At 61.9% G+C, this 23,762-nt stretch carries 11 protein-coding genes and 1 pseudogene; 3 read left to right on the plus strand and 9 right to left on the minus strand.

Translation table 11 applies throughout. From position 1 onward, the window contains the following. Positions 1–3: 3 nt before the first annotated feature. On the minus strand, positions 4–14,040 hold the full coding sequence (locus tag AACY08_RS00480; RefSeq protein ID WP_339467299.1) for a non-ribosomal peptide synthase/polyketide synthase: 14,037 nt from the start codon (positions 14,038–14,040) through the stop codon (positions 4–6). A 209-nt stretch (positions 14,041–14,249) separates the two neighbouring features. On the opposite strand from AACY08_RS00480, the gene AACY08_RS00485 reads away from it, so the two are divergent. Together AACY08_RS00485 and AACY08_RS00490 are read left to right on the plus strand one after the other, a co-directional pair. Beyond that, the gene (locus tag AACY08_RS00485; RefSeq protein ID WP_339467300.1) at positions 14,250–14,471 is read left to right on the plus strand and encodes a type II toxin-antitoxin system HicA family toxin; all 222 of its coding nucleotides are present in this window, start codon (positions 14,250–14,252) and stop codon (positions 14,469–14,471) included. A gap of 26 nt (positions 14,472–14,497) precedes the next feature. Then, a complete protein-coding gene (locus AACY08_RS00490) occupies positions 14,498–14,863 on the plus strand; it encodes a type II toxin-antitoxin system HicB family antitoxin (protein ID WP_339467301.1) in 366 nt (121 codons plus the stop codon). Here AACY08_RS00490 and AACY08_RS00495 read toward each other — a convergent pair. The 6 genes and pseudogenes from AACY08_RS00495 to AACY08_RS00520 form a co-directional block, all read right to left on the minus strand. After that, positions 14,864–15,115, minus strand: a pseudogene (locus tag AACY08_RS00495) (MFS transporter); the annotation flags it as partial. Between the two features lie 52 nt (positions 15,116–15,167). After that, entirely contained in the window at positions 15,168–16,523 is a 1,356-nt protein-coding gene (locus AACY08_RS00500; RefSeq protein ID WP_339467303.1) for an MATE family efflux transporter, read from the minus strand. A 204-nt stretch (positions 16,524–16,727) separates the two neighbouring features. Continuing rightward, the gene (locus AACY08_RS00505) at positions 16,728–17,861 is read right to left on the minus strand and encodes a hypothetical protein (protein WP_339467305.1); all 1,134 of its coding nucleotides are present in this window, start codon (positions 17,859–17,861) and stop codon (positions 16,728–16,730) included. A gap of 118 nt (positions 17,862–17,979) precedes the next feature. After that, entirely contained in the window at positions 17,980–18,789 is an 810-nt protein-coding gene (gene nadE, locus AACY08_RS00510; protein WP_339419820.1) for an ammonia-dependent NAD(+) synthetase, read from the minus strand. A gap of 1 nt (position 18,790) precedes the next feature. Then, on the minus strand, positions 18,791–20,008 hold the full coding sequence (gene pncB, locus AACY08_RS00515; RefSeq protein ID WP_339467307.1) for a nicotinate phosphoribosyltransferase: 1,218 nt from the start codon (positions 20,006–20,008) through the stop codon (positions 18,791–18,793). Between the two features lie 11 nt (positions 20,009–20,019). Further along, complete coding sequence (locus AACY08_RS00520; RefSeq protein ID WP_339467308.1) at positions 20,020–20,667, minus strand: nicotinamidase; 648 nt, start codon at positions 20,665–20,667, stop codon at positions 20,020–20,022. A gap of 145 nt (positions 20,668–20,812) precedes the next feature. On the opposite strand from AACY08_RS00520, the gene AACY08_RS00525 reads away from it, so the two are divergent. Further along, positions 20,813–21,505, plus strand: a complete 693-nt coding sequence (locus AACY08_RS00525; protein ID WP_339467309.1) for an NUDIX hydrolase — start codon at positions 20,813–20,815, stop codon at positions 21,503–21,505. 45 nt (positions 21,506–21,550) lie between these two features. On the opposite strand, the gene AACY08_RS00530 is transcribed toward AACY08_RS00525, so the two are convergent. Further along, positions 21,551–22,324, minus strand: a complete 774-nt coding sequence (locus AACY08_RS00530) for an L-iditol 2-dehydrogenase (protein ID WP_339467310.1) — start codon at positions 22,322–22,324, stop codon at positions 21,551–21,553. Positions 22,325–22,342: 18 nt separating this feature from the next. Next, positions 22,343–23,602 (minus strand): ABC transporter substrate-binding protein, encoded by a 1,260-nt coding sequence (locus AACY08_RS00535; RefSeq protein ID WP_445262015.1) that lies wholly within the window; start codon positions 23,600–23,602, stop codon positions 22,343–22,345. Positions 23,603–23,762: the final 160 nt, after the last annotated feature.

The following is a 23,762-nucleotide window of genomic DNA, read 5'->3' on the forward strand; positions in this document are numbered from 1 at the left end:
GGGTCAAATCGCCTCTAGTTCGCTCAAAAAGTCACGAAGATCATCAAAGTCTTCCGCGCTGCCGGCACGGAAGGTGGCAGCGGCCTGCACGTAGGCACGCAGGGTTTCGGTCTGGAACACTTCTACCAGGGGCACTTCCAGGCCCAGTTCGGCCTGGACCCGCGAGGTGATCTGAATCGCCAGCAGGGAATGGCCGCCCACCTCGAAGAAGTTGTCGTTCAGGCCCACTTGCGGCAGGCGCAGGACATCGGCCCAGATCGCGGCGATCTGTTGTTCCAGCTCGGTTTCGGGGGCCACATAGGCCTGTTGCAACAGGCTCGCATCCGGCTCGGGCAGGCCCTTGCGGTCGAGCTTGCCGTTGGGGGTCAACGGCATTTGCACCAGGAACATGAAATGCGTCGGCACCATGTAGTCCGGCAGACGGGTTTTCAGGGCGCGGCGCAGGACGTCGCGCAACTCGGTTTCGTTGGCCAGGTTGCCGTCTGCCGGCACCACATAAGCCACCAGGTGTTTGCCGGTCGGGCCGTCCTGGGCGACCACTACCGTTTCACCGACATTGTCCTGCTCACGCAGGCGCGCTTCGATTTCGCCCAGTTCAATACGGAAGCCACGGATTTTCACCTGATGGTCGACGCGGCCGAGGTAGTCCACCACGCCATCCGGACGCCCACGGGTCAGGTCACCGCTGCGGTACACACGGCTGCCCGGCTTGCCGAATGGGTCCGGCACGAAGCGCTCAGCCGTTAACGCCGGTCGCTCCAGATAACCCCGCGCTACGCCCTCGCCGCCCAGGTACAGCTCGCCGGCCACGCCGATAGGTTGCAGGTTGAGGTGTGCGTCCAGCACATAGCCGCTGCGGTTACCCAGCAATGTACCGATCGGTGCGTAGACGGCACCGCATGGGTCATCACGGCGGGCTTTCCACAGCAAGGGCGTGACCACGGTTTCCGTCGGGCCGTAGCCGTTGAACAGGTAAGAGGGTTTGAGCGCGCGCCAGGCCAGGTCGTAGCTGGCTTGGGCAACGGCATCACCCCCGAAGCAGTACACGCGCACCTTCGGTGGGTTGCCGTCACGCTCGGCATGCTCGGCCAACTGTTGCAGGTACACCGGCGGGAACACCGCCATGGTCACGTTGTGACGGTGCATTTGCTGGTAGGTGTATTCCGGCAGCCACAGGCTGTCATCGCGGATCAACACACTGGCGCCGTTGATCAGCGGGTGCATCCAGCCTTCGTGGGAGCCGTCGAAGGCGAACGACATGAAGTGCAGTTCGCAATCGGCGGGCGAGGTTTCATAGCGCTCGCCGGTGGCAATGATATGGGCTACCAGTGGACCGTGGGACACCGCCACGCCCTTGGGCATGCCGGTGGAGCCGGAGGTGTAGATCACATAGGCCAGGTTGTCGCCATCCAGCTTCACTTGAGGGTCAGTGTCGCTGAACCCCGCCCACTCCTCGGTGCGATCAATCGCCAGGCTGTCCAGCCCCTCGGGAATCGGCAGTTGCTGCAAGGCGCTGGTGTGGGTCAGCAGCAACCGGGCACGGCTGTCCTGCATCATGTACAGCAGGCGGTCACGCGGGTATTCGATATCCAGCGGCACGTACACGCCACCGGCTTTCATCACCGCGAGGAACGCCACCATGATCTCGGCACTGCGCGGCATGGCAATTGCCACGCGCACTTCCGGGCCGACACCACGGGCGATCAGCGCATGGGCCAGGCGGTTAGCCTGGCGGTCCAATTCACCGTAGCTCAGGGTTTGCGTGTCGAATTTCACCGCGACTGCATCCGGGGTTTCCCGGGCGCGGTCGGCTACCAATTCGTGCACCAGCCGCTCGGCCGAGAAGCCGGCGTCAGTCTGGTTCCACAACCGAAGGATGTGTTGTTGCTCATCCTCGCCCAGCAGGTTGAGTTGGCTGATGGGTTGCTGTTGATCGGCAACCATTGCCTGCAAGAGGTTCTGCCAGTGGCCGGCCATGCGTTCAATCGTGGCAGGGGCAAACAGGTCTGTGGCGTAGCTCAGGGAGGCACGCAGCGTCGCCTGGCTTTCCTCCACATCCAGCGCCAGGTCGAATTGCGCCACGCCTTCATCCCAGCTCAGCACCTCGACATCCAGTTCGGTGAGGCGCTGCAGGTGGTTATTGGCTGACGTCACACGATGGTTGAACAGCACCTGGAACAGCGGGCTCAGGCTCATGCTGCGCTCAGGCTGCAAGGCTTCCACCAATTGCTCGAACGGCAAGTCCTGATGGGCCTGGGCCTCCAGGGAACGCTGGCGCACTTGCTGCAACAGTTGCACAACGCTCATCTGCCCATGGATATCGGCCTTGAGCACCTGGGTGTTGACGAAAAAGCCGATCAGCCCTTCGGTTTCCAGGCGATTGCGGTTGGCTATCGGCACGCCCACGCGCACGTCTTCCTGGCCGCTGTAGCGGTGCAACAACGCCTGGTAGGATGCCAGCAATACCATCGGCAAGGTGATCTCGGCGTTCTGCGCCAACTGACGCAGGCCGCTCAGAAGCTCAGGGTGCAGCTCGATGCCCAGGCGTGCGCCACGCTGGCTCTGTACCGCCGGGCGCAAGTAGTCGAAAGGCAGCTCCAGCACCGGCTGTACGCCACCCAGCTGGGCCTGCCAGTACGCCAGTTGACGAGCCTTCTCACCGGCCTCCATCCAGTTGCGCTGCCACAGGGCGTAATCGACGTATTGGATCGGCAAGGCGGGCAAGTCGGGCATCCGCCCCTGGTTGAAGGTAGCGTACAAATGGACCAGTTCCTCGACCATCAATTGCATCGACCAGCCATCGGAGACGATATGGTGCTGCACCAGCACCAGTACGTGGTCATCAACAGCCAGACGCAGCAACTTGGCCCGCAGTAGTGGCCCGCGCAGCAGGTCGAATGGCTGCGCAACCACTTCTGCGACCCGCGCCTTGAGGCCATCTTCCTCGGTGCCGAGCAGGCTGATCTCAATCAGGCCCGAGTCTTCAATCACCTGCACCGCGCCGCCAGCGTCCTGGTGCACATGGGTGCGCAGACTTTCATGGCGTGCCAGCAAGGTGTCAAAACTGCATTGCAGAGCAGGCAGGTCGAGCAGCCCTTTCAAACGTAATGCGCTGGGGATGTGATACGCCGTGCTTTGCGGGTCCAGTTGCCAGAGAAACCATTGGCGCTCCTGGGCATAGGACAACGGCAGCGGTTGACTGCGGTCAGCCTTGAGCAACGCAGGAGCAACCACGCCCTCCTCGCCCAGCGCCCGAACGAAGTCCTCCAACCGCGGATGTTCGAACAGGGTCTTGAGCGCCACTTCCAGCGCCAGCACCTGGCGAACCCGCGAGACAACACGGGTGGCCAGCAGCGAATGCCCGCCGAGCTCGAAGAAGTGATCGTCAAGGCCGACCTGCGGCAGCTCCAGCACCTCGGCCCAGATCGCCGCGACCTGCTGTTCACGCAGTGTGACTGGCGCCACATTGCCTTTGCTCAAACGCGCAGCGTCCACTGCCGGCAAAGCCTTACGGTCGAGCTTGCCGTTGGGGGTCAGGGGCAGGCTGTCGAGGAACACCAGGTGCGCCGGCAGCATGTAGTCCGGCAGGCGCTCGCGCAGGGCCGCCTTGTAGGCCTCTACCGTGTCGGGTACCGAGCTGACCAGGTAAGCGATCAAGCGGTCGTTATCGGCCAGAACCACGGCTTCGCGCACGCCGGCATGCTCGCGCAAACAGGCTTCGATTTCGCCGAGTTCAATGCGGAACCCGCGCACCTTGACCTGATGGTCGACGCGGCCAATGTATTCCACCGCGCCATCTGCACGGTAGCGGGCCAGGTCGCCAGTACGGTAGAGGCGCTCCCCTGGCGCACCATACGGGTTGGGCACAAAGCGCTCGGCCGTCAGCGCGGGGCGCTCGTGGTAACCACGGGCCAGGCCGACACCGCCGATCAGCAGTTCACCAGCAGCGCCCACCGGGCTTGGTGTCAACCCGGCAGTGAGGATAAAGAACGTGGTGTTGGCGATAGGTCGCCCGACAAAAGGCTGTGCGTCGTGCAGACGATGGGCCGCCGACCAGATGGTGGTCTCGGTGGGACCATAAAGGTTCCACAGCGGACCTTGCAGGTCGAGCATGCGCTGAGCCAGGTTCGCCGGCAGCGCTTCACCGCCGCACAGGCTCTTGATACCGTGCAGCAACCGGGCACGTGGGCTTTCCATCAGCATGCGCCAGGTCGAAGGCGTCGCTTGCAGCACGTTGGCGGACTGGCTGTGCACCAGGTCGATGATTGCTTCCGGGTCGAGGGCCAGTTCCTGGCCGCTCAGCAGTACCGTGGCACCCACCGTCAGGGGCACGTACAGTTCCAAGGCGAAGATATCGAACGAGAAGGTGGTCAGTGACAACATCCGTGCGTCAATGCCGAAGTCCAGAGTATCGGCCATGCCGCAGGTAAAGCTGCACAGCGCCCGGTGGCGTACCATCACACCCTTGGGCTTGCCGGTGGAACCGGAGGTGTAGATCACATAGGCCAGGTGTTCCGGCGTGACCTCGACCTGCGGGTTGTGCTCGGCAGCGTCGGCGGCGTCGACCATCAATACCTGCACACAGTGCCGGTGCGCCAGGTGACCGATCAAGTGTGGCTGGGTCAGCAGGACCTGTGCGCGGCTGTCTTCGAGCATGAAAGCCAGGCGATCCGCCGGGAATTGCGGATCAAGCGGCACATAGGCGCCACCTGCCTTGAGCGTCGCCAGCAGGCCGACCACCATGTCCAGAGAGCGCTCGACATGCACCGCCACCAATACGTCCGGACCCACACCCGCCGCGATCAAGCGATGGGCCAGGCGGTTGGCGCGACGGTTGAGTTCATCGTAGCTCAGGGCTTGACCATTGAATTGCAGCGCCAGGGCGTGTGGTTGTGCCAGGGCCCGGGCTTCGAACAACTGATGCACACAACGCTCGCGGGGGTAGTCGACGGCGGTGTCGTTCCAGGTTTCGAGCATCTGCTGCCACTGCGGCGCACTGAGCATCATCAGCTCATCAACGGCCTGGGACGCATCGCGCACCACGGCGCACAATAGGTTTTGCCAATGTTCGGCCAGGCGCTCGACAGTTGCTGCGTCAAACAGGTCGGTGGCGTAGGTCAGAGATGCCCACAAGCCTTCGGCGGATTCTTCGGTCTCCAGGCTCAGGTCGAACTGGGTGCTGTGCCCCGACCAATCCACCGGTTGCAACGCCAGGCCAGGCAATTGCACCGGGGCTGCCCGCAAGCTGTCCTGATGGTTGAACATCACCTGAAACAACGGATTGTGACTGAGGCTGCGCTGCGGTTGCAGGGCTTCCACCAACTGTTCGAACGGCAGTTCCTGATGGGCATGAGCCTCCAGGGCACGCTGCCTGGCCTGGACGAGTAATTGATCAAACGCCATCTGCCCGTGCATGTCAGCCTGCAACACCTGGGTGTTAACGAAGAAGCCGAGCAGACGCTCGGTTTCCAAGCGATTGCGGTTGGCGATCGGTACGCCCACGCGGATCTGCGACTGGCCGCTGTAGCGATGCAGCAACACTTGGAAAGACGCCAGCAGCAGCACGAACAACGTCACACCCTGGCGCAGGGCCAAGGCCTTGAGGTCGGCCACCAGCGCATTGTCCAAATGCACTTGCCTGCGTGCGCCACGGTGGCTTTGCACCGCCGGCCGCGGGTGATCCAGCGGCAGTTCAAGCACCGGATGCTCCATCCCCAGGCGCATGCGCCAGTAATCGAGTTGACGCTGTTTTTCACCGGCGGCCATCCAGTCGCGTTGCCACTGCGCGTAGTCGGCATACTGGATCGGCAACCCAGGCAACCGGGGTTGCCCCGCATAGAGCGCCACCAACTCGTCGACCATTACTTGCATCGACCAACCATCGGAAATGATGTGGTGCTGGGTAATCACCAGCACATGGTGCTCCGGCTCAACTCGGAGCAATTTGACGCGCATCAGCGGGCCAGCGACCAGGTCAAAGGGACGCTGGATTTCCTGCGCCACCGCGTGCTCGATGGCCGAAGCGGCGACCCGCTGTTGTTCGATCGGCATCGGCAGGCTTGGGTGAATCACCTGCCAGGTGTGCTCACCGTCCTCCTCAAAGGTAGTGCGCAACGGTTCGTGGCGCTGCACCAGGGCCTGGAGCGCCTGCTCCAGTGCCGCGACGTCCAAGCGCCCACGCAGGTGCAGCGCGCTCGGCACGTGGTAGGCGGCGCTGGTCGGGTCCAGTTGCCAAAGGAACCATTGACGTTCCTGTGCGAACGACAGTGCCAGCGGCTGATCACGCGTCACCGCCACCAGCGGCAGCGCAGTTGTCGCCTGCAACTCTGCGCAAACGCCTGCGAAGGCCTCCAATGTCGGTTGTTCGAACAAGGCTCGCAGCGGTACTTCCAGTTGCAGGTCATGGCGCACCCGGGAAATGACCTGGGTCGCCAGCAACGAGTGGCCGCCACGCTCGAAGAAGTGGTCGTTGAGCCCTACCTGCTCCACCTGCAACACGGCCTGCCAGATGGCGGCCAATTGGATTTGCAGGGGATTTTGCGGCACCACGTAGGCCTGGCGTGCCTGATTCAAGTCCGGTGTCGGCAGCGCACGACGGTCCAGCTTACCGTTGCTGTTCAACGGCAACGCATCGAGGATGACCCAATGCCCCGGCACCATGTAGTCCGGCAACGACTGGCGCAAATTGTTCGCCAATGCGGACGCTTCCAACGCTTGCCCTTTAACGGGTACCACGTAGGCCACCAATTGCGTGCCTGTCGCGCTCGACTGCGCGATGACGGCGGCTTCACGCAACTGCGGCAAGGCTTGCAGGCTGGCTTCGATCTCGCCCATTTCAACCCGGAAACCGCGGACCTTCACTTGATGATCGATGCGTCCGACGTACTCAAGCGCACCCGCCTCGGTGTAACGGGCCAGGTCGCCGCTGCGGTAGAGACGCGCACCAGGCACGGCGGAGAACGGGTCCGGCAGGAAGCGCTCGGCAGTCAGCGCCGGGCGGTCGAAGTAGCATTGGGCCAAACCGTATTGGGCGCCGATGCACAACTCGCCCACACCCTCGGTGGCCAGCAATTCAAAACCACTGTCCAGCACATACAAGGAGCGACCTTCGATGGCCCGGCCAATCGGCACACCAAACGCATCGCTGGCGTCCGCCAACTGGCAGTCATGCACACTGGACACCACGGTCGCTTCGGTGGGCCCGTAGGTGTTGACCAGGCGCACGTCGCCCAGACCGGCCGCGTACCAGGCGCGCAGCCCTTCCACTGACATCGCCTCGCCGCCCACGTGCACTTGGCGCAGGTTGCCCAGGGGGCGCGGGTCGAGGGAGCACTCCTTGGCGAGCAAATACCAGTAGGCGGCCGGCAGGTCCGCGAGGGTTACGCCCTGCTGCACGATCTCTCGAGCCAACTGCCCAGCGTCCCACAGCTCATCACCACGCATGATCAACGCCGCGCCCACGCACAGCGGCGGGTAACATTGCTCGACAAAGCCGTCGAAGCTGAACGTGGCGAATTGCAGCACGCGGTCTGCCGCGCTCAAGCTGCTGTAGACCTCGGCGCTGTCGCAGAACTGGCCAAGGGCGGCATGGTCGATGGCCACGCCCTTGGGCAGCCCGGTGGAGCCCGAGGTGTAGATCACATACGCCAGGTCGGCGGCTGCGGCGTGGTTGGCGGGATTGGTGGACGGGTAGCGTGCCAGTTCTTCGCCGGACGCGGTGAACTCCTCGCGCACCAGCCCTTGGGGCAACGGTAGGTCGGCCAGCAGCCCGGTCTCGCTGAGCAGCAGGTCGAGCCGGCTGTCAGTCAGCATGTAGGCAAGGCGTTCGCCAGGATAGTTCGGGTCCAGCGGCACGTAGGCGGCGCCGCTCTTGAGCACCGCCAGCAGGCTGACGATCAACTGTGGACCACGTCGTGCGGCCAGGCCGACGCGCCGGCCTGGGCCAACGCCCAGTTCCAGCAGGCGATGGGCAAGACGGTTGGCGCGATCATTGAGTTGGGCGTAGCTCAGGCGTGTATCGCTCGCCTGCACTGCCAGCGCGTCGGGTGTGACGTCGGCCTGGGCAGCAATGCGTTCGTGCACGCGCAGATGACGCTGGGCCGCGCTAGGCGACTGGCTCAGGGCAAGGATGTCGCGCCGTGCAGCTGGGTCGAGTAGACGCAGGCTGCCGACGGGCGCCTGAGCATCAGCCAGCATCTGCACCAGCAGGTGACGTAGGTTGCGGCTTAATTGAGCGACCTGCCGAGCGCTGAAGCGCGCCTGGTCATAGCCGAACTCCAGGCGTAGGCAACTGCCCAGCTCAATGCCCAAAGTCAGCGGATAATGGGTCTGCTCATGGTTATGCAGACGACCGAACGTCAGACCGGCAGGCGCGCCCTGCTTCAAGACGTCCGCCACCGGGAAGTTCTCGAACACCAACAAGCTGTCGAACAGCGCCGCCCCTTGCTGGCCCGCCCAACCCTGGATGTCATAGAGCGGCACATGTTCGTGGTCGCGCAGGCTCAGGTTGAGGGCTTGCAGCTCGCTCAGCCAGTCGGCCACCGCCTGGGTCGGCGCGGCGGCGCTGACAATGGGCAGCGTATTGATGAACAGGCCCAGTTGCTGTTCGATCCCCGGCAACGGCGCCGAGCGGCCGGCGACGGTAGCACCGAACGCCACGCACGCCTGGCCGGTGTAGCGTTGCAGCAACAGGCTCCAGGCCCCTTGCAGCAGCGTGTTGAGGGTGACTTTCTGATGGCGGGCAAACTCGCCGAGGGCGCGGGTGAAGTCGCTGTCCAGCACCACATGATGGTCTGACATGCCCTTGCCGTCGGCCGTCACACGCAGGGCTTGCGCCAGCAAAGTCGGTGCCTGCAACGGCGCCAGACTGGCTTTCCAGAATACCTCGCCCGACGCTTGCTGTTGCAACCAGCCCAGGTAATCGCGGAACTGCCCTTGCGGTGCCGGCACGTTATGCCCGGCGTAATGGGCGATCACTTCGCCGAGCAACTGGGCGTTACTCCAACCGTCCATGAGGATGTGGTGGCTGGTGAAGATCAGGTGCCAGGCACGGCCGGCACCGCGCACCAGCATCAAGCGAAACAACGGCGCCGCATTCAGCGCAAAACCCTTCTCGCGCTCTGCGACAGCAAGCGCGTCAACGTCGGCGGCGACGTCTTCGATCACGTGCAACTGCACATCCACCTGGCGCTGGATCACTTGATGGGCACTGTCCAGGCCAAGCCAGTGGAAGCTGCTGCGCAGGATGTCATGACGGTCCAGCGCGGCTTGCCAGGCACGGCCGAACGCCAACAGGTCGAGGCCTTCGATATCCAGGCGCAACTGGTTGATATAAGCCTCTGCCTCGGGCTCGTACAAGGTGTGGAACAACATGCCCTGCTGCATGGGCGACAACGGGTAGACATCGGCAATGGCTGGCCCCGCGATAGGCAAGCCGTCGAGTTGCAATTGGGTCAGGCGCGCCAGCGGGAAGTCCGAGGGTGTGACCTGCCCCGTGGGCGTGGTGCAGCAGTGTTCGATCAGGGCCTGGAGTTCAGCCGCGTAATCATCCGCCAGGCGCTGAACAGTCGCCACCTCGAACATCTCACGACTAAACCCCCACCGCAGGGCCAATTCACCGCCGTACACCTGCCCTTCCACCGTCAACCAGTTGGCCAGCGGTGCCTCAGGGTCCTGGGCCTGACCGCTGCCCTGGTCAGCCGGAACGAACAGCGCCGCCTCGTTGAACTGGCGGTCGAACTGACCCAGATAGTTGAAGGTGATGCGCGGCGCCGCCTGATTCGACAAGGCGTCACGCGCCGCGGGTGCGCCGAGGTAGCGCAGCAGGCCATAGCCGATACCTTTGTGCGGCACGGCCCGCAGTTGCTCCTTCACCGACTTGATCGCCGCCGACAACTCACCCTCGGCCTGCAGGCGCACCGGGAACAGGCTGGTGAACCAACCCACGGTGCGGCTCAGGTCGAGCGTGTCGAACAGGTCTTCACGACCATGGCCTTCCAACTGGATCAGCGCGGCAGGCTGCTCGCTCCAGCGGCTGATGACCCGCGCCAGGGCGGTCAGCAGCAGGTCGTTGACCTGGGTGCGATAGGCCGCCGGGGCGTCTTGCAGCAGTTGGCGGGTGTGTTCGGCGCTGAGGCGGATTTCGAGTGTGGTGCCCAGGCGGTTTTGCAGGCCGCCCTGAGGGTTGTCGCAGAGCAGATCGGCGCTCGCAGTTTGTGCCTGCCAGTACGGCAGTTGATCGTCCAGCGTCTGCGCATGGGCCCGCAATTGCTGCGCCCACAGCTGGTAGGCGCTGGTCTTGGCCGGCAGTGCGGCGTTGCGGTAAGCCTGTTGCAAATCGTCAAGCAGGATGCGCCACGACACGCCGTCCACCACCAAGTGATGGATCACCAGCAGCAGGCGCTGGGTACCCTCGGCCATCGCGACCAGCACCGCGCGCACCATGGGTCCGTGTTCAAGGTTGAGGCTGCGCTGGGCGCTATCGCAGAGTGCGGCCAACTCGGTGTCGTCGGCGGCCTGGATTTGCCACAACTCGGCGGTTGTCACCGGCTCGGCATGGGTTTGCTGCCAGCCTTCTGCGTGTTGCACAAAGCGCAGGCGCAGGGCGTCGTGGTGGTTGATCAACTGGGTCAAGGCCGCTGCAAGGCGCGCAGGCTCAAGGATTTCGCGTGGGGTCAGCAGCAACGACTGGTTCCAATGCTCACGCGCCGGGATCGCCTGCTCGAAGAAGCAGTGCTGCACGGGGGTGAGGATCACCTCGCCGGTGACTGGCCCTTGTTCAATAACGGTTGCCTGCTCAAAGGCAGCCACCCGCGCCAGGCTGCGCACGCTCTGGTACTGGAACAGGTCTCGCGGGCTGAGGCGAATACCCGCCTGGCGCGCACGGCTGACCACCTGGATGGAGATGATCGAGTCGCCGCCCAGTTCGAAGAAGTTGTCTTCCAGGCCGATCTGCGGCGTGCCGAGCACATCACTCCAGATCGCCGCCAAGGCTTTTTGCAGGTCATTTTCCGGCGCGACATAGGCCTGCTGTGGGGTGGCGTCCGGCAATGGCAAAGCTTTGCGGTCAAGCTTGCCGTTGGCAGTCACCGGCAACTTGTCCAGGGGCACCATGTGGGTGGGCACCATGTATTCCGGCAGGCTGCTGAGCAACCAGGCCTTGAGGTCGCGCGGCGCGGCGCCTTCCAACACCAGATAGGCCACCAACTGCTTGGCGCCCTGCACCAGCACCACGGCTTCACGCACCGATGGGTGCTGCATAAGGCGCGCCTCGATTTCACCCAGCTCGATCCGCAGGCCGCGCAACTTGACCTGGTGATCGAGGCGGCCAAGGTATTCGATTACCCCGTCGGCCCGCTGGCGCACGCGGTCGCCGGTGCGGTAAAGGCGTGCGCCTTCACCGAAGGGGCTCGGCACAAAACGCTCGGCGGTGAGCGCCGGTCGTCGATGATAACTGCGCGCCAGGCCAGTGCCGCCCAAGTACAGCTCGCCGCTGACGCCAGTGGGAACAGGGTTGAGCTGGGCGTCGAGCACATAGGTGCCGAGGTTGGCGATGGGCCGGCCGATAGGCACGCTGTCGGCGCCTTCGTCGATGCAGGTCCAGTGGGTAACGTCGATGGCCGCTTCGGTCGGACCATAGAGGTTGAACAGACCGGCCTGTGGCAACTTGGCGAACACTTGCAACTGCGCATCCAGCGGCAAGGCTTCACCGCTGCACACTATGCGTCGCAGGCTGTTGCAGGCTTGCACCCCCGGCTCATGGATAAACGCCTGGAGCATCGATGGCACGAAGTGCAAGGTGGTGATGCGGTGCTGCGCGATGGTCTCGATCAGGCGCGCTGGCTCACGGTGTTCACCGGGCGCGGCGACGACCAGGCGCGCGCCGGTCATCAACGGCCAGAAGAACTCCCACACCGACACGTCGAAACTGAACGGGGTTTTCTGCAGCACCGCATCGCTGGCGTCCAGGCCATAGGCCTGTTGCATCCAGCACAGCCGGTTGACCAGCGCACGGTGGCTGTTGCCGGCGCCCTTGGGCTTGCCGGTGGAGCCGGAGGTGTAGATCACGTAGGCCAAGTTCAACGCGTGCAGGCTGACGTTTGGCGCTTCAGTGCGGTAGCCATCGAGCCAGCCGGCGGGCTGGTCCAGGGCAATCACCTGAATGCCATCGGCAGGCAGCAACGGCAACAGGCTACGCTGGCTGAGCAACAACTGGATGCCGCTGTCCTCGACCATGTAGGCCAGGCGCTCCCGGGGGTATTCAGGGTCCAGCGGGACGTAGGCGCCACCCGTCTTGAGAATCGCCAGCAGGCCGACCACCATTTCGATGGAACGCTCGATGCAAATCCCCACCAGAGCGTCGGGGCCAACGCCCTTCGCGCGCAGGGCATGCGCCAGTTGGTTTGCACGCGCATCCAGTTGAGCGTAAGTCAGCGTGGCAGCGCCAAACAGCAGCGCCGGCGCATCGGGCGTAGCCCGTACCTGGTCTTCGATCAGGTGATGAATGCCGCGATCAGTCGGATATACCTCGGCGGTCTGGTTCCAGGTTTGGATCAACACCTGTTGTTCATGCGCGGCCAGCATCGGCAATTCACCGATTCGCTGCTCACCGTCGCCCACCATGGACTGCAACAGGCTGATCCAGTGCGCGGCCATGCGCTGGATAGACGACGCGTCGAACAGGTCATTGGCGTAGGTCAGCGCGGCCTGCAGCGTGCCGGACTTTTCATAGGTATCGAGTGTCAGGTCGAACTGGGTGGTGCGGCCTTGCCATTCCACCAACGCCAGCTTCAGGCCGGAGGCAGTGCTGACGCTTGCGATGTCAGCGACCACCGGCTGGTGGTTGTACATCACTTGGAACAGCGGCGTATGGCTCAGGCTGCGCTCGACCTTGAGCGCTTCTACCAGACGCTCGAACGGCAGATCCTGATGGGTCTGCGCACCCAAGGCATGCTCTTTGATGCCTTGCAGCAGCTCATTGATACGAGTTTGCCCGGTCAACTCGGTGCGCAAGACTTGGGTGTTGACGAAAAAGCCGATCAACCCTTCGACTTCAGTCCGGTTGCGGTTGGCAATGGGCACGCCAACGCGGATATCGCCCTGCCCGGTGTAGCGATGCAGCAGTACGTTAAAAGCGCCGAGCAACAGCATGAACAGGGTGACATTGTGTTTTTGCGCGCAAGTGCGCAGTTGTGCGGCCAGTTCGGGTTCAATCGCGAAATTGTGGCGCGTGCCCTGGTAGCTCGGCATCGCCGGGCGCGGGCGGTCGGTGGGCAGCTCCAGCACGGGATGCTCATCGCCCAGGCGCGCTTGCCAGTAATCCAGTTGGCGCGTCTGCTCACCCGCTTCCAGCCAGCGGCGCTGCCACAGGGCGTAGTCGCTGTACTGGATCGGCAAGGCCGGCAGTTGCGGGGTTTCGTTGCGCTCGTGGGCGTCGTAGCAGCGGATGAACTCGTCGATCAGCACGTTCATCGACCAGCCGTCGGAGACGATATGGTGCAGAGTCAACAGCAGCACATGCTCCTGTGCGCCGAGCTTGAGCAATTGCACGCGCAGCAGCGGACCGTTTTCCAGGTCGAACGGCAGCAGCGATTGACGGGTCGCCGCTTCGTTGACGGCCTGTTCGCGCTCGGCGGCAGCGAGGTGGCTCAGGTCCCGTTGCTCGACGGTCAGCACCGTATCAGCCGGCACCTGCACCAGGCGCTCGTCTGCCTGACGCTGGAACACCGTACGCAGGGTTTCGTGGCGCGCGACCAGGCTGGCAAACGCCTGCTCTAGCGCGCCAAGGCTCAACGCGCCCTTGAGTCGCACCGCACCCGGCAGGTTGTAGGCGCCACTGGCCGGGTCCAATTGCCAAAGAAACCACATGCGCTGCTGCGCATAGGACAACGCCTGGCGATCCTGCGCCTCCACCCCTGCTGGAATCGGAAACCGGGAAAAATCCACGCCTTCTTTCTGCAAGGCCTGCAGGAACAATCGGCGCTTTTCCAGGGGCAACCCGATAAACCGGCGAGCAAGTTTCAAGGAGTCTTCAGCATTCATTTCTTGGAGTCCGGAGCAATAGGCAGGAAGCACAAAGGCACGTCGTCCCTATAAAACGAACCGGACAGGGAAAAATTAGCGGGCGGTGGCAGACGCGGAGCACGGTGTCATCAAGGGTTACATCAATCTCGGGAAGACCGCCCGAACACAAGCTAGCATTGACGAACACCACTTTTTGCAACTACATTTAGTTACACGCAGGGAGCGCCGTGTCCAAAAATGAAAAGCTGCTCACCAAATTGCTCAACGAGCAAATGACATTTACTTGGCCCGAACTCGTCACGCTGTTGCGTCGGCTGGGCTACACACAGATTGAAGGGGCCGGAAGCCGCGTCAAGTTCGACATCGGCGACCCCAGTGCAATGATCACCTTGCACAAGCCTCACCCTGGCAACGAACTGAAACACTACATTCGACGCCAGATCATCTAACAATTGAGATCAGGAGAGCTGATTCAGTGAACAACCAACTGAAACACAACGGCTACATCGGCTCCATCGAAGCCAGCCTCGAAGACAACTGCCTGTTCGGCAAGGTTTTGTTCATCAAGGCGCTGGTGAGCTACGAAGGGAAAACCGTCGCCGAGCTGGACACGGCCTTTCGTGAGGCGGTGGATGATTACCTCGCCACCTGCCAGACCCTGGGGCAGGCACCAGAGAAACCTTGCAAAGGTTCCTTCAATGTCCGGGTCGGCCATGACCTGCATCTGGCGGCGGCGCTGGCGGCGACCCGTAAAAAGGTGACGCTCAATGACCTGACCCGTCAGGCGTTGCACGAGTTTCTGCAGCATCACAGTGCAGACGCTAGCCCAGCGGTCGGCTGATCACCCCAGGCGCCGATACCCCAACACCGCCGAGCCCAGCACCACAGCTCCCGCCACCCATGCGATCCAGAACCCGCTGGTGGCGCCAAAGTGGTCGATCATCCAACCGGAACTGGCGGCGCCTATGGCCACGCCGATGCTGAGGCCGGTGATCAGCCAGGTCATGCCTTCGGTCAGGCGACTGGCGGGCACGATCTGCTCCACCAGGGCCATGGCCACGATCAGGGTCGGGGCGAAGAACACCCCGGCGAGCGACTTGAGCAAGGCTTGCAGGGCCTGGAGCTATTGCTGCGCGGCCTGTACCTCACACCAGCCGCTTGATCTGCTTATGCCGCCAGACCAACCGGTAATACGCGGTCTGCAATGCCAGCATTGCCAGGTAAGTCACCGGAAACGCCATCCACACCCCTTCCAGGCCGAAATGGGCATTGAACAGGTAAGCGATCGGCAACTCGACGCAGAGCACGCAGAAAATCGAGATCGTGACCGGCATCAGCACCACGCCACTGGCGCGCATGATCCCGCCGATCACAGCCTGAAAGCCGAACACCAGGATGCTCCACAACATGATGTGCAGCAGGTGTTCGGCGTTGATCCGTGCCGCGTCGTCGGTGATGAACAGGCCGAGTAACCAGTGGGACAGCACATAACCCAGCACAATCAGGCCGCCAGTGAGGCAGGTGTTGATCAACAAGCCCGTGCGCAGGATCGGCCCGATGCGTTCCAGGCGCCCGGCGCCAATGGCCTGCGCACCGAGGATCGACGCGGTGATGGCAATCGACAGTGCCGGAAACTGCACATAGTTGACGATTTGTGTCACCGCGCCATACGCCGCCGTGGCCTGGGAGCCATGGCCGTTAACCAGGGCGAGAATGACCAATTCTGACAGCGACAGCACCACCATCTGTAAGCCGGTAGGCAGGCCTATGCGCAAGACCTTTCCTAAAATCACGCGGTCCAGGCGTAAGGCCGCGAGCAGTTCGCGATCCGGCGCCATCACATGGTTTTTATGGCGCAGGCGCAAGATCAAAAACAGCATTGCCAGGGCGTTGCCTACCAGTCCGGCATACACCGCGCTCTGGATACCCATCGGCGGCAAGCCAATCCAGCCGCGAATCAGCGCCGGGGTCAGCAGCAGGCCGACCAAGGTCGAGACCATCAGTGCCAGCAGCGGCGAGATCGTATCGCTGACGCCACGCAGCAATTGGGTGTAGAGAATGAACACCAGCAGCAACGGCATGATCAGCATCATTTTCTGGGCATAACCGACCGCATCGTCGAGCACATCAATCGGCGTGCCCAACGCCTGCAAGGCCGGGCGCGCAAACAGGCTGCCCAGCACCGCGGCGATCATACCCACCAGCGCCCCCAGGGTCAGGGTGGCGCCGGTAATCGCCTTGACCATCCCTGTTTCCTGGGCGCCCCAGGCCTGGCCGATCAACACCGAGGCACCCGCCCCCAGGCCAATCACCAGGGCGATAAAGAAGAACACGATGGGAAACATCCCCGACACCGCTGCCAGCGCCTGGGTGCCGAGCATTTGACCGACGTAGATGCCATTGAGGGTGCCGGAAAAGCTTTGCAGGAAGTTGGACAGCACCATCGGTGCCAGAAAGATCAGGTAGATCTGCCAGAGCGGACGTTGCAAAGGGCTTTGCATGAAAAACGGGGCCTCGGATCACTAAAGCGTGCGAAGGTTATACCGCAAGTGGATCCCATCTTCCTGTGCTTTCGGGCTCAACCACCTGGCAGGCAGTGCTACTGGCGTTTCATCTGCAGGGTCAGGCATGAAACAGCCACGGCCTGAACGCAGGTATCACGTTGCGGGCCGGCCACAATTGTTCTTGCAGGCGCGTTGAAACCCTCATCCAACTGGCGCGTGCCCGTTTTTGAGTATCTCGTCGATGTTAGCCATATCGAAACGTTTGTCCTCGTAGCCCGCCCCTCCCTGGCTGTTAACGCCAATATCCAGCTCGCGCAAAAGCCCGGGACGGTTGAGCAGCTCAGTTGCAAGTTGCCGTGCTTCGGGGCTGAACGTACGATTCGATGGCGTTAGACCGGCCGCCTCCTTCAGTTCATTGACGTTGACATATTGATCGTCTGCGCCGGCAGTAAACTGCCTGAAGTTATCCTTTATGCCCTGAATCAGGTCGTGGTTATCCATGTTCCGGTACTTGTCCGACGAGTAAGCCAGGTTATCCCTGGAGAACGCCCCATCGAGCACGCCCATGCCGCTTTGATCAAGCTCCTTGAACACTTCTCCACGCTCAAGCAGCTCATTGGCCAGCGCCATCTCGGCTCCCGTGGCGGGCCGACCATCCAAGTGATAACCGCTGGCAACCGCATTGAGTGATTTGTCGGTGATCAAACCGGGGGAGTTTGGATCTTCAAATGAACTGAAACGAGCCAGTATCTTGTTGAGAAGCTCTTGCTTGCTGTCGTTCGCATAAGGACGCTGCCCCGACAGTGACATCGAGCCGTCCCATTGGTTTTTATGAGCGTAGTGCGGCGCAGACATGGAGGGCTGTTGCCAATCGGCCTGAGGTGCATATTGGTTTTCCAAACGCTGGCGCTGCATGACGCCGCTGTAGCGCCCTGGGAATTCCCGCACCGGAGGTGCTTCCTGCTGCTCGACGTAAGCAACGGTCTGGTCCGCGTCGCTCGGGCTGATCAACCCATCTGATGAACCGCCGTGGTTGATCCCGTCAAGCATGCCGTTCAATTCAGGCCGCTGGAGAATCTCCCTTGCCAAAAACGTCATCCGATCATGAAACGGATCTCCGTTCAGTGGGCGGTTAGCCGCGTGCAGAAGGGATTGCTGTGTCACAAACCCGCTGTCAGAACTCTGGAAGTATTCAAAGTTATCAGCGAAATCCCGAGCAACCACTGAGTTGGGTACACGCCAACCAGCCTTATCAGAAGGTGCCTTGGGTTGCTCGCAACGAGCGCTGAAATCACCGCAATAAGGGGTTTCCTGACGAAGATTTACATAGGACATAGCAAGACCTCAGATACTGGAATCGATAACAGCCAACCCAAATCGACTGCGCGCTGGATCAACATTCCATCTGTGGCCATGAGCGCGAAAACGGTTCCCGTGGACGGCTGGGGAAGGATCACGCAGGAGTGATAGGCAGCGAGCGTTTGTGCGCTGTCTTGCTGTACGCCCCCTCTACGATTGCCCTCACCCGCTCACTCACGGGTTCGCCCATGAGGTACGCATCGATCTCTGCGTAAGAGCAACCGTACGCGTGCTCATCCGGCTTACCCGGCGCCAGTTCCTCCAGGTCGGCCGTGGGATGCTTGTGCACCAGGTTATCAGGCGCGCCCAGTGCGCTGGCCAGTAGGCGCACCTGGGTTTTGGTCAGGCCCGACAGCGGTGCCAGGTCGCAGGCGCCGTCGCCGAATTTGGTGAAAAAACCCATCAGTGCTTCCGCGCCATGGTCCGTACCGACCACCAGCCCATTGTGCAAATTGGCCACGGCGTATTGCGCGATCATCCGCGTGCGCGCCTTGACGTTGCCCTTGATGAAGTCAACATGGCTGGCGCTGGCGTCGGTAGCGGTCAGGCTGGCCATCAGGCCGTCAACACTGGCGGCGATGTTCAGCGTGTCGATATGGTCCGGGGTGATGAAATCCAGGGAAGCCTTGGCGTCGCTTTCATCGGCCTGGGTTTTATAGGGCAGGCGCATGGCGATAAAGCGCGCGGCGTAACCCTCGGCGCGCAGTTGTTCGACGGCCAATTGGCACAGACGGCCAGCCGTCAGCGAATCAACGCCGCCGCTGATGCCCAGCACCAGGGCCGTGCAGCCGGCGCTGCGCAAGGTGGTCTTGATGAAGCCGATGCGCCGTTGAATTTCCTTGGTTTCACCGCCCTTGACCAGTTGCCGATTGATGTTCAGTTCCTGCGCGATACGATTTTGCATGTCACACCTCCACGCTACCGACATTGAACACCTTTGCCGCGTACTGCAAAAACGAGGCGTCTTCGCAAACGTTCTTGATCGGGTCATCCGAGAACTTCACCACCGGTTCACCGTGCACCCGCACCAGTTTCATCACGATGCTCAGCGGTTCGACGCCTTCCACATCGCAGGCCAGGCTGGTGCCCATGCCGAAACCGAACTTGGCCTTGCCGCGCACGTGGCGCAATATCGGCAGGCATTTTTTGAAGTTCAGGCCATCGGAAAACATCAGGTCCTTGGTCATCGGGTCGATGCCCAGTTGCTTGTAGCGGGCCAGGACTTTGTCGGCCCAGACGATGGGGTCGCCGGAGTCCTGGCGCAGCCCGTCATACAGTTTGGCGAAGTACAGGTCAAAATCCTTGAGGAAAAAGTCGGTGCTGATGGTGTCGGTCAAGGCAATACCCAAGCGGCCGCGGTATTCACGCACCCAGTTTTCCAGGCCGGCGTTCTGGCTTTCGCGCAGCCGGCCCAGTTGTTGGTGCACCATCATCCACTGGTGGGCCATGGTGCCGATCAGCGGCAGGTCGAATTCGTAGGCCAGGTGCGCGTTGCTGGTGCCGACGAACTGGCCGGGGAAGTCGCGGCGCATGATGTCGACCACTTCGCGCTGGGCCTTGAACGACAGGCGCCGGCGGGTGGAAAAATCGGAGACGCGCAAGTCGGCCAGCTCATCGCGGCTGAGGTTTTTCTCCAGCCAGTCGAACTTCTGGTAGAGCTTGCGGGTGATGTCTTCCAGGGTCACGTCGGGGTATTTATCGCGGTTGCGCAGCTCGCTGACCAGCGCCAGTACCGGTTGCTCGAACATGATGCAATGCAGCATCGGGCCGACCACGCGGATGTTGAGTTGGCCGTCGACCTCACTGACGTGGATATAACGCAGGTTGAAGCGGAACAGGCCGAGAAAGCGCTCGTAATCAGGCGTGAGGTACTCACGAAAACGCGGGTTGAACAAGAAGCGCAATTCGCCCTCACGCATGTGCAGGCCCGCGAGCTTCTCCAGCTCGTCGCGCAGTTGCGGGATCAAGTGGCCGAGCTTTTCCTTGGCTCGCACGATGAAGTTGTATTCCACATCAACGTTGGGGTGCTGGTGCAACACCGCCTGCATCATCGTGAAGGTGTAGTAGTCAGTGTCGAGCAAACCCTGGATCACCGGGGATTCGTAGTCGTATGCACTTTCCATGGTGTGTCTCCTTAACGCGCGGCCTGTGCTGCCAGTTCTTCGCGGGTGCTGCTGATGACGGCACCGGCCTTGAGCAACTCACTGACGGCCTGTACGCCGCCCTCCTCGGTAATACCCCGGCACGCCGGCAGGTGCAGGACCACTTCCAGGCCGGCCTTGAGCAGTTGCAACGCGGTGGTCTTGACGCAGTAGTCCAGGGCCAGGCCGCCGACGATCACACGCCTGACGCCTGTGGCGTTCAGGTACTCGATCACGCCGGTGGACAGCTTGTCGTGCAGGTCGTGGTAACACGCGCCGTAGGGGTGCAGGTCGGGTTCGACGCCTTTCCAGATGAAGTAATCGTAGTCATACGGGGTGGGCAGCTCGTCGAGCAAGGTGAAGCCTTCGGTGCCGGGTACGCAGTGGCTCACCCAGGTCACATCGGCATGGGCCAGGCCGGTGGGCCGCAGCATCTCGCTGTGCTGGGTGACCACCCAGGGCGCGTGCGGGGTGTGGGCGTCCTTGCTGCCGACACGGTGGCCGGCGAGGCTTGCCATGAAGTTCAGCTCGGCACCGATCTGGTCGCCCCCGGCCACTGGTAACTCAGCGGGGCACAGCGGCGTAAAGCTCTTCTGGGCGTCGACGTCGAATGAAGCAATGGCAGTTTTCGCGAGTGTCATGGCAGCTCTCCTGTGGCCTGAAAACAAAAGTACACGTCATGTACTTTCATTGCAAGAAACATTTATTTATCTATCCTGGAGCCAGTACATGACATATCTGTTCGATTCGTTAGACTGTGCCCACCGCTGTTTAGAAGGACGTCACATGACACTTAGCGCCTACCTCCATACCGTCGACCTGTGTGTGTTGTTTTACTGCCGCACCTCCAGCCAATTGCAACTGCTGCTGAACAAGCGCGAAGCCGAACCGTTCGCTGGGCATTGGGCGTTACCCGGCGTAGTGGTGAATGGCGGCGTGCAAGATCTGAGCCTCCAGGATGCGGTGGAGCGTTTGCGTGCAAGCGACAAGGTCGGCCTGGACCTGGCCTGGAGCGAGCAAGTGGGCACGGTGGGGGATGCGTTTCGTGATCCGCGGTGCTGGTCGTCGTCCACGTACTACCTGGCGATTGCCACGGATGAAGTGACGCTGGGTGAGCATCAGGGCTGGTTTTCGCTGGCGGCGGTTGCGGACGGGAGCATCAAGCTGCCGTTCGATCACAACAGCATCGTGGCCGCCGTGCAGGAACGCTTGTTCTCCAAGTCGCTGTACAGCAGCTTGCCGTTGATGTTCCTGGGCGATGAATTCAGCGCGCCCGAAGCGACCACGATCTTTTCCCTGGTGCTCGCGCGCCCGGTGTTGAAGACCAGTATTCGCCAGCGTTTGTTGAAGCTGACTGAGGCACGGTATTTACGCGAGACGGGGCGCAAGAAGAATGGCGAAGGCGGCCGGCCCCAGGCGACGGTGGAGGTTTTGAAGCCTGGGGAGATCTACTTCTTTGATCGCAGCTTTGCCGACTAGCCTCGCTCTAAAGAATAAAGCACATCAAATGCTCCGCATATGACGCTAGTTCATCCAGTTGCCGCCATCCACGTTGTACGTTTGCGCCACAACATAGTCAGCGTCTTTGGAAGCCAGGAAAACCGCCATTCCCGTCAAATCCTCCGGCGTGCCCATCCGCCCAAACGGCACCTCATCCCCTACCCGCTTCTTTTTCTCGCCTGGCGCCAGCCCTTCATGCTTGGCGAAGAGCGCATCCACCCCGTCCCAATGCTCACCCTCCACCACACCCGGTGCAATGGCGTTGACGTTGATCCCTTGCTTGATCAGGTTCAACCCTGCCGATTGCGTCAGGCTGATCACCGCTGCCTTGGTCGCGCAGTAGATCGCCACCAGCGGCTCGCCCCGGCGCCCGGCCTGGCTGGCCATGTTGATGATCTTGCCGCCGTGGCCCTGGCTGATCATCTGCCGCGCGGCGGCCTGCAGGGTGAAGAGTGTGCCGGCGACGTTGATCGAGAACAGCCGTTCGAAGCTCTCGCGGGTGATGTCGACGATGGGCGCCAAATCGAACAGCGCGGCGTTATTGACCAGAATATCCAGCTTGCCGGCCTCGGCCACCACGGCAGCAATTGCATCGTCGATGGAGGCTTGGTCGGTGACATCCATCTCTACCGCGTAAGCCTGTGGGCCCAACTCGGCGGCCGTGACCTGGGCTTGTTGCAGGTTGATGTCGGCGATGGCGACCGTCGCACCTTCAGCGATGTAGGCCTGGGCAAACGCGCGGCCAATACCGCGCGCCGATCCGGTGATCAGCGCGCTTTTACCTTCGAGACGTTTCATGAAAATGTCCTGTAGAAATTACTTCGGATAGCCGGCGCGTTTCATCTCGCGCTCGGCAGTGGACTGCGCTTGAAGCAAGGCCTGGTCAACCGACATACCGCCAGTCAGCGCCGCCGAGAACAACTTGCCGACCGAGGTGCCGATGGCCTGGAACTCGGGAATGGTCACGTACTGGATGCCCACATAGGGCACCGGTTTCGCCGACGGATGCGCGGGGTCAGCGTGTTTCATCATCTCCAAAGTCACTTGGGCAAACGGTGCGGCTTTCAAATACGCCTCGCTGTAGGTGGACTGGCGGGTGCCTGGCGGTACGTTGGTGATGCCTTCTTTGTCAGCAACGAGTTGGATGTAGTCCTTGGAGGTGGCCCACGTGATAAAGGCCTTTGCGGCGTCCTTGTGCGTTGAGGTAGCCGGAATGGCCAGGGACCAGGCGTAGAGCCACGAGGAGCCTTTATCCGTGACTTCGGTAGGCGCGACGGCGAAACCTACGCTGTCGGCGACCTTACTTTGAGTGTTATCCGTGGTGAAGGAACCGGCCACGCTGGCATCGACCCAGATCGCACATTTGCCACTGTTGAACAGCGCCAGGGTCTCGTTGAAACCGTTGCTGGAAACACCCGGCGGGCCGTATTGCTTGAGGGTGTTGACGTAGAAGTTGGCGGCCGCTGTCCACTCGGGGCTGGTCAGCTCGGGCTTCCATTGCTCGTCGAACCAGCGTGCGCCAAAGGCATTGGCCATGGTGCTCAGCAAGGCGATGTTCTCGCCCCAGCCGGCCTTGCCACGCAGGCACATGCCGTATTGGCCTTTGTCCTTGGCGGTGAGCTTGGCGGCGAACTCGCCGAGCTGGCTCCAGGTCGGGTGCGTGGGCATACTCAGGCCGGCTTGCTGGAACAGATCGGTGCGGTAGTAGGTCACCGTGCTTTCGCCGTAGAACGGCAAGGCGTAGAGGGTGCTGTTGACCGACAGGCCCTGGCGCACCGAGGGGAAGATATCATCGGCGTCGTAATCGGCCGGCAATTGGGTCAGCGGTTCCAGCCAGTGCTTGGCGCCCCACAATGGAGTTTCGTAGGTGCCGATGGTGAGCACGTCGAACTGCCCACCCTGGGTGGCGATATCGGTGGTGAGGCGCTGGCGCAGGACGTTTTCCTCCAGCACTACCCACTTGAGCTTGATATCCGGATGCTGTGCTTCGAACACCTTGGACAGGCGCTGCATGCGGATCATGTCGCTGTTGTTGACCGTAGCGATGGTGACGGTGTCGGCGGCATAACTGGGCATGGCCAGCGCCAGGCCTGAAAGCAGGAACAACGCTTGCGGGAGCTTGAACATAGCGGTTTCTACCTGTTGTTTTTGTTGTTGAGGGCCGATTACAGCAGCTCCTCCAGGCCCTCCACAAACGCGTGACGAATGCTCGACTGGTACTTTTTTAACCTTTGGC

This window comes from Pseudomonas sp. EL_65y_Pfl1_R83, assembly GCF_963970695.1.
Taxonomy (GTDB): domain Bacteria; phylum Pseudomonadota; class Gammaproteobacteria; order Pseudomonadales; family Pseudomonadaceae; genus Aquipseudomonas; species Aquipseudomonas tritici.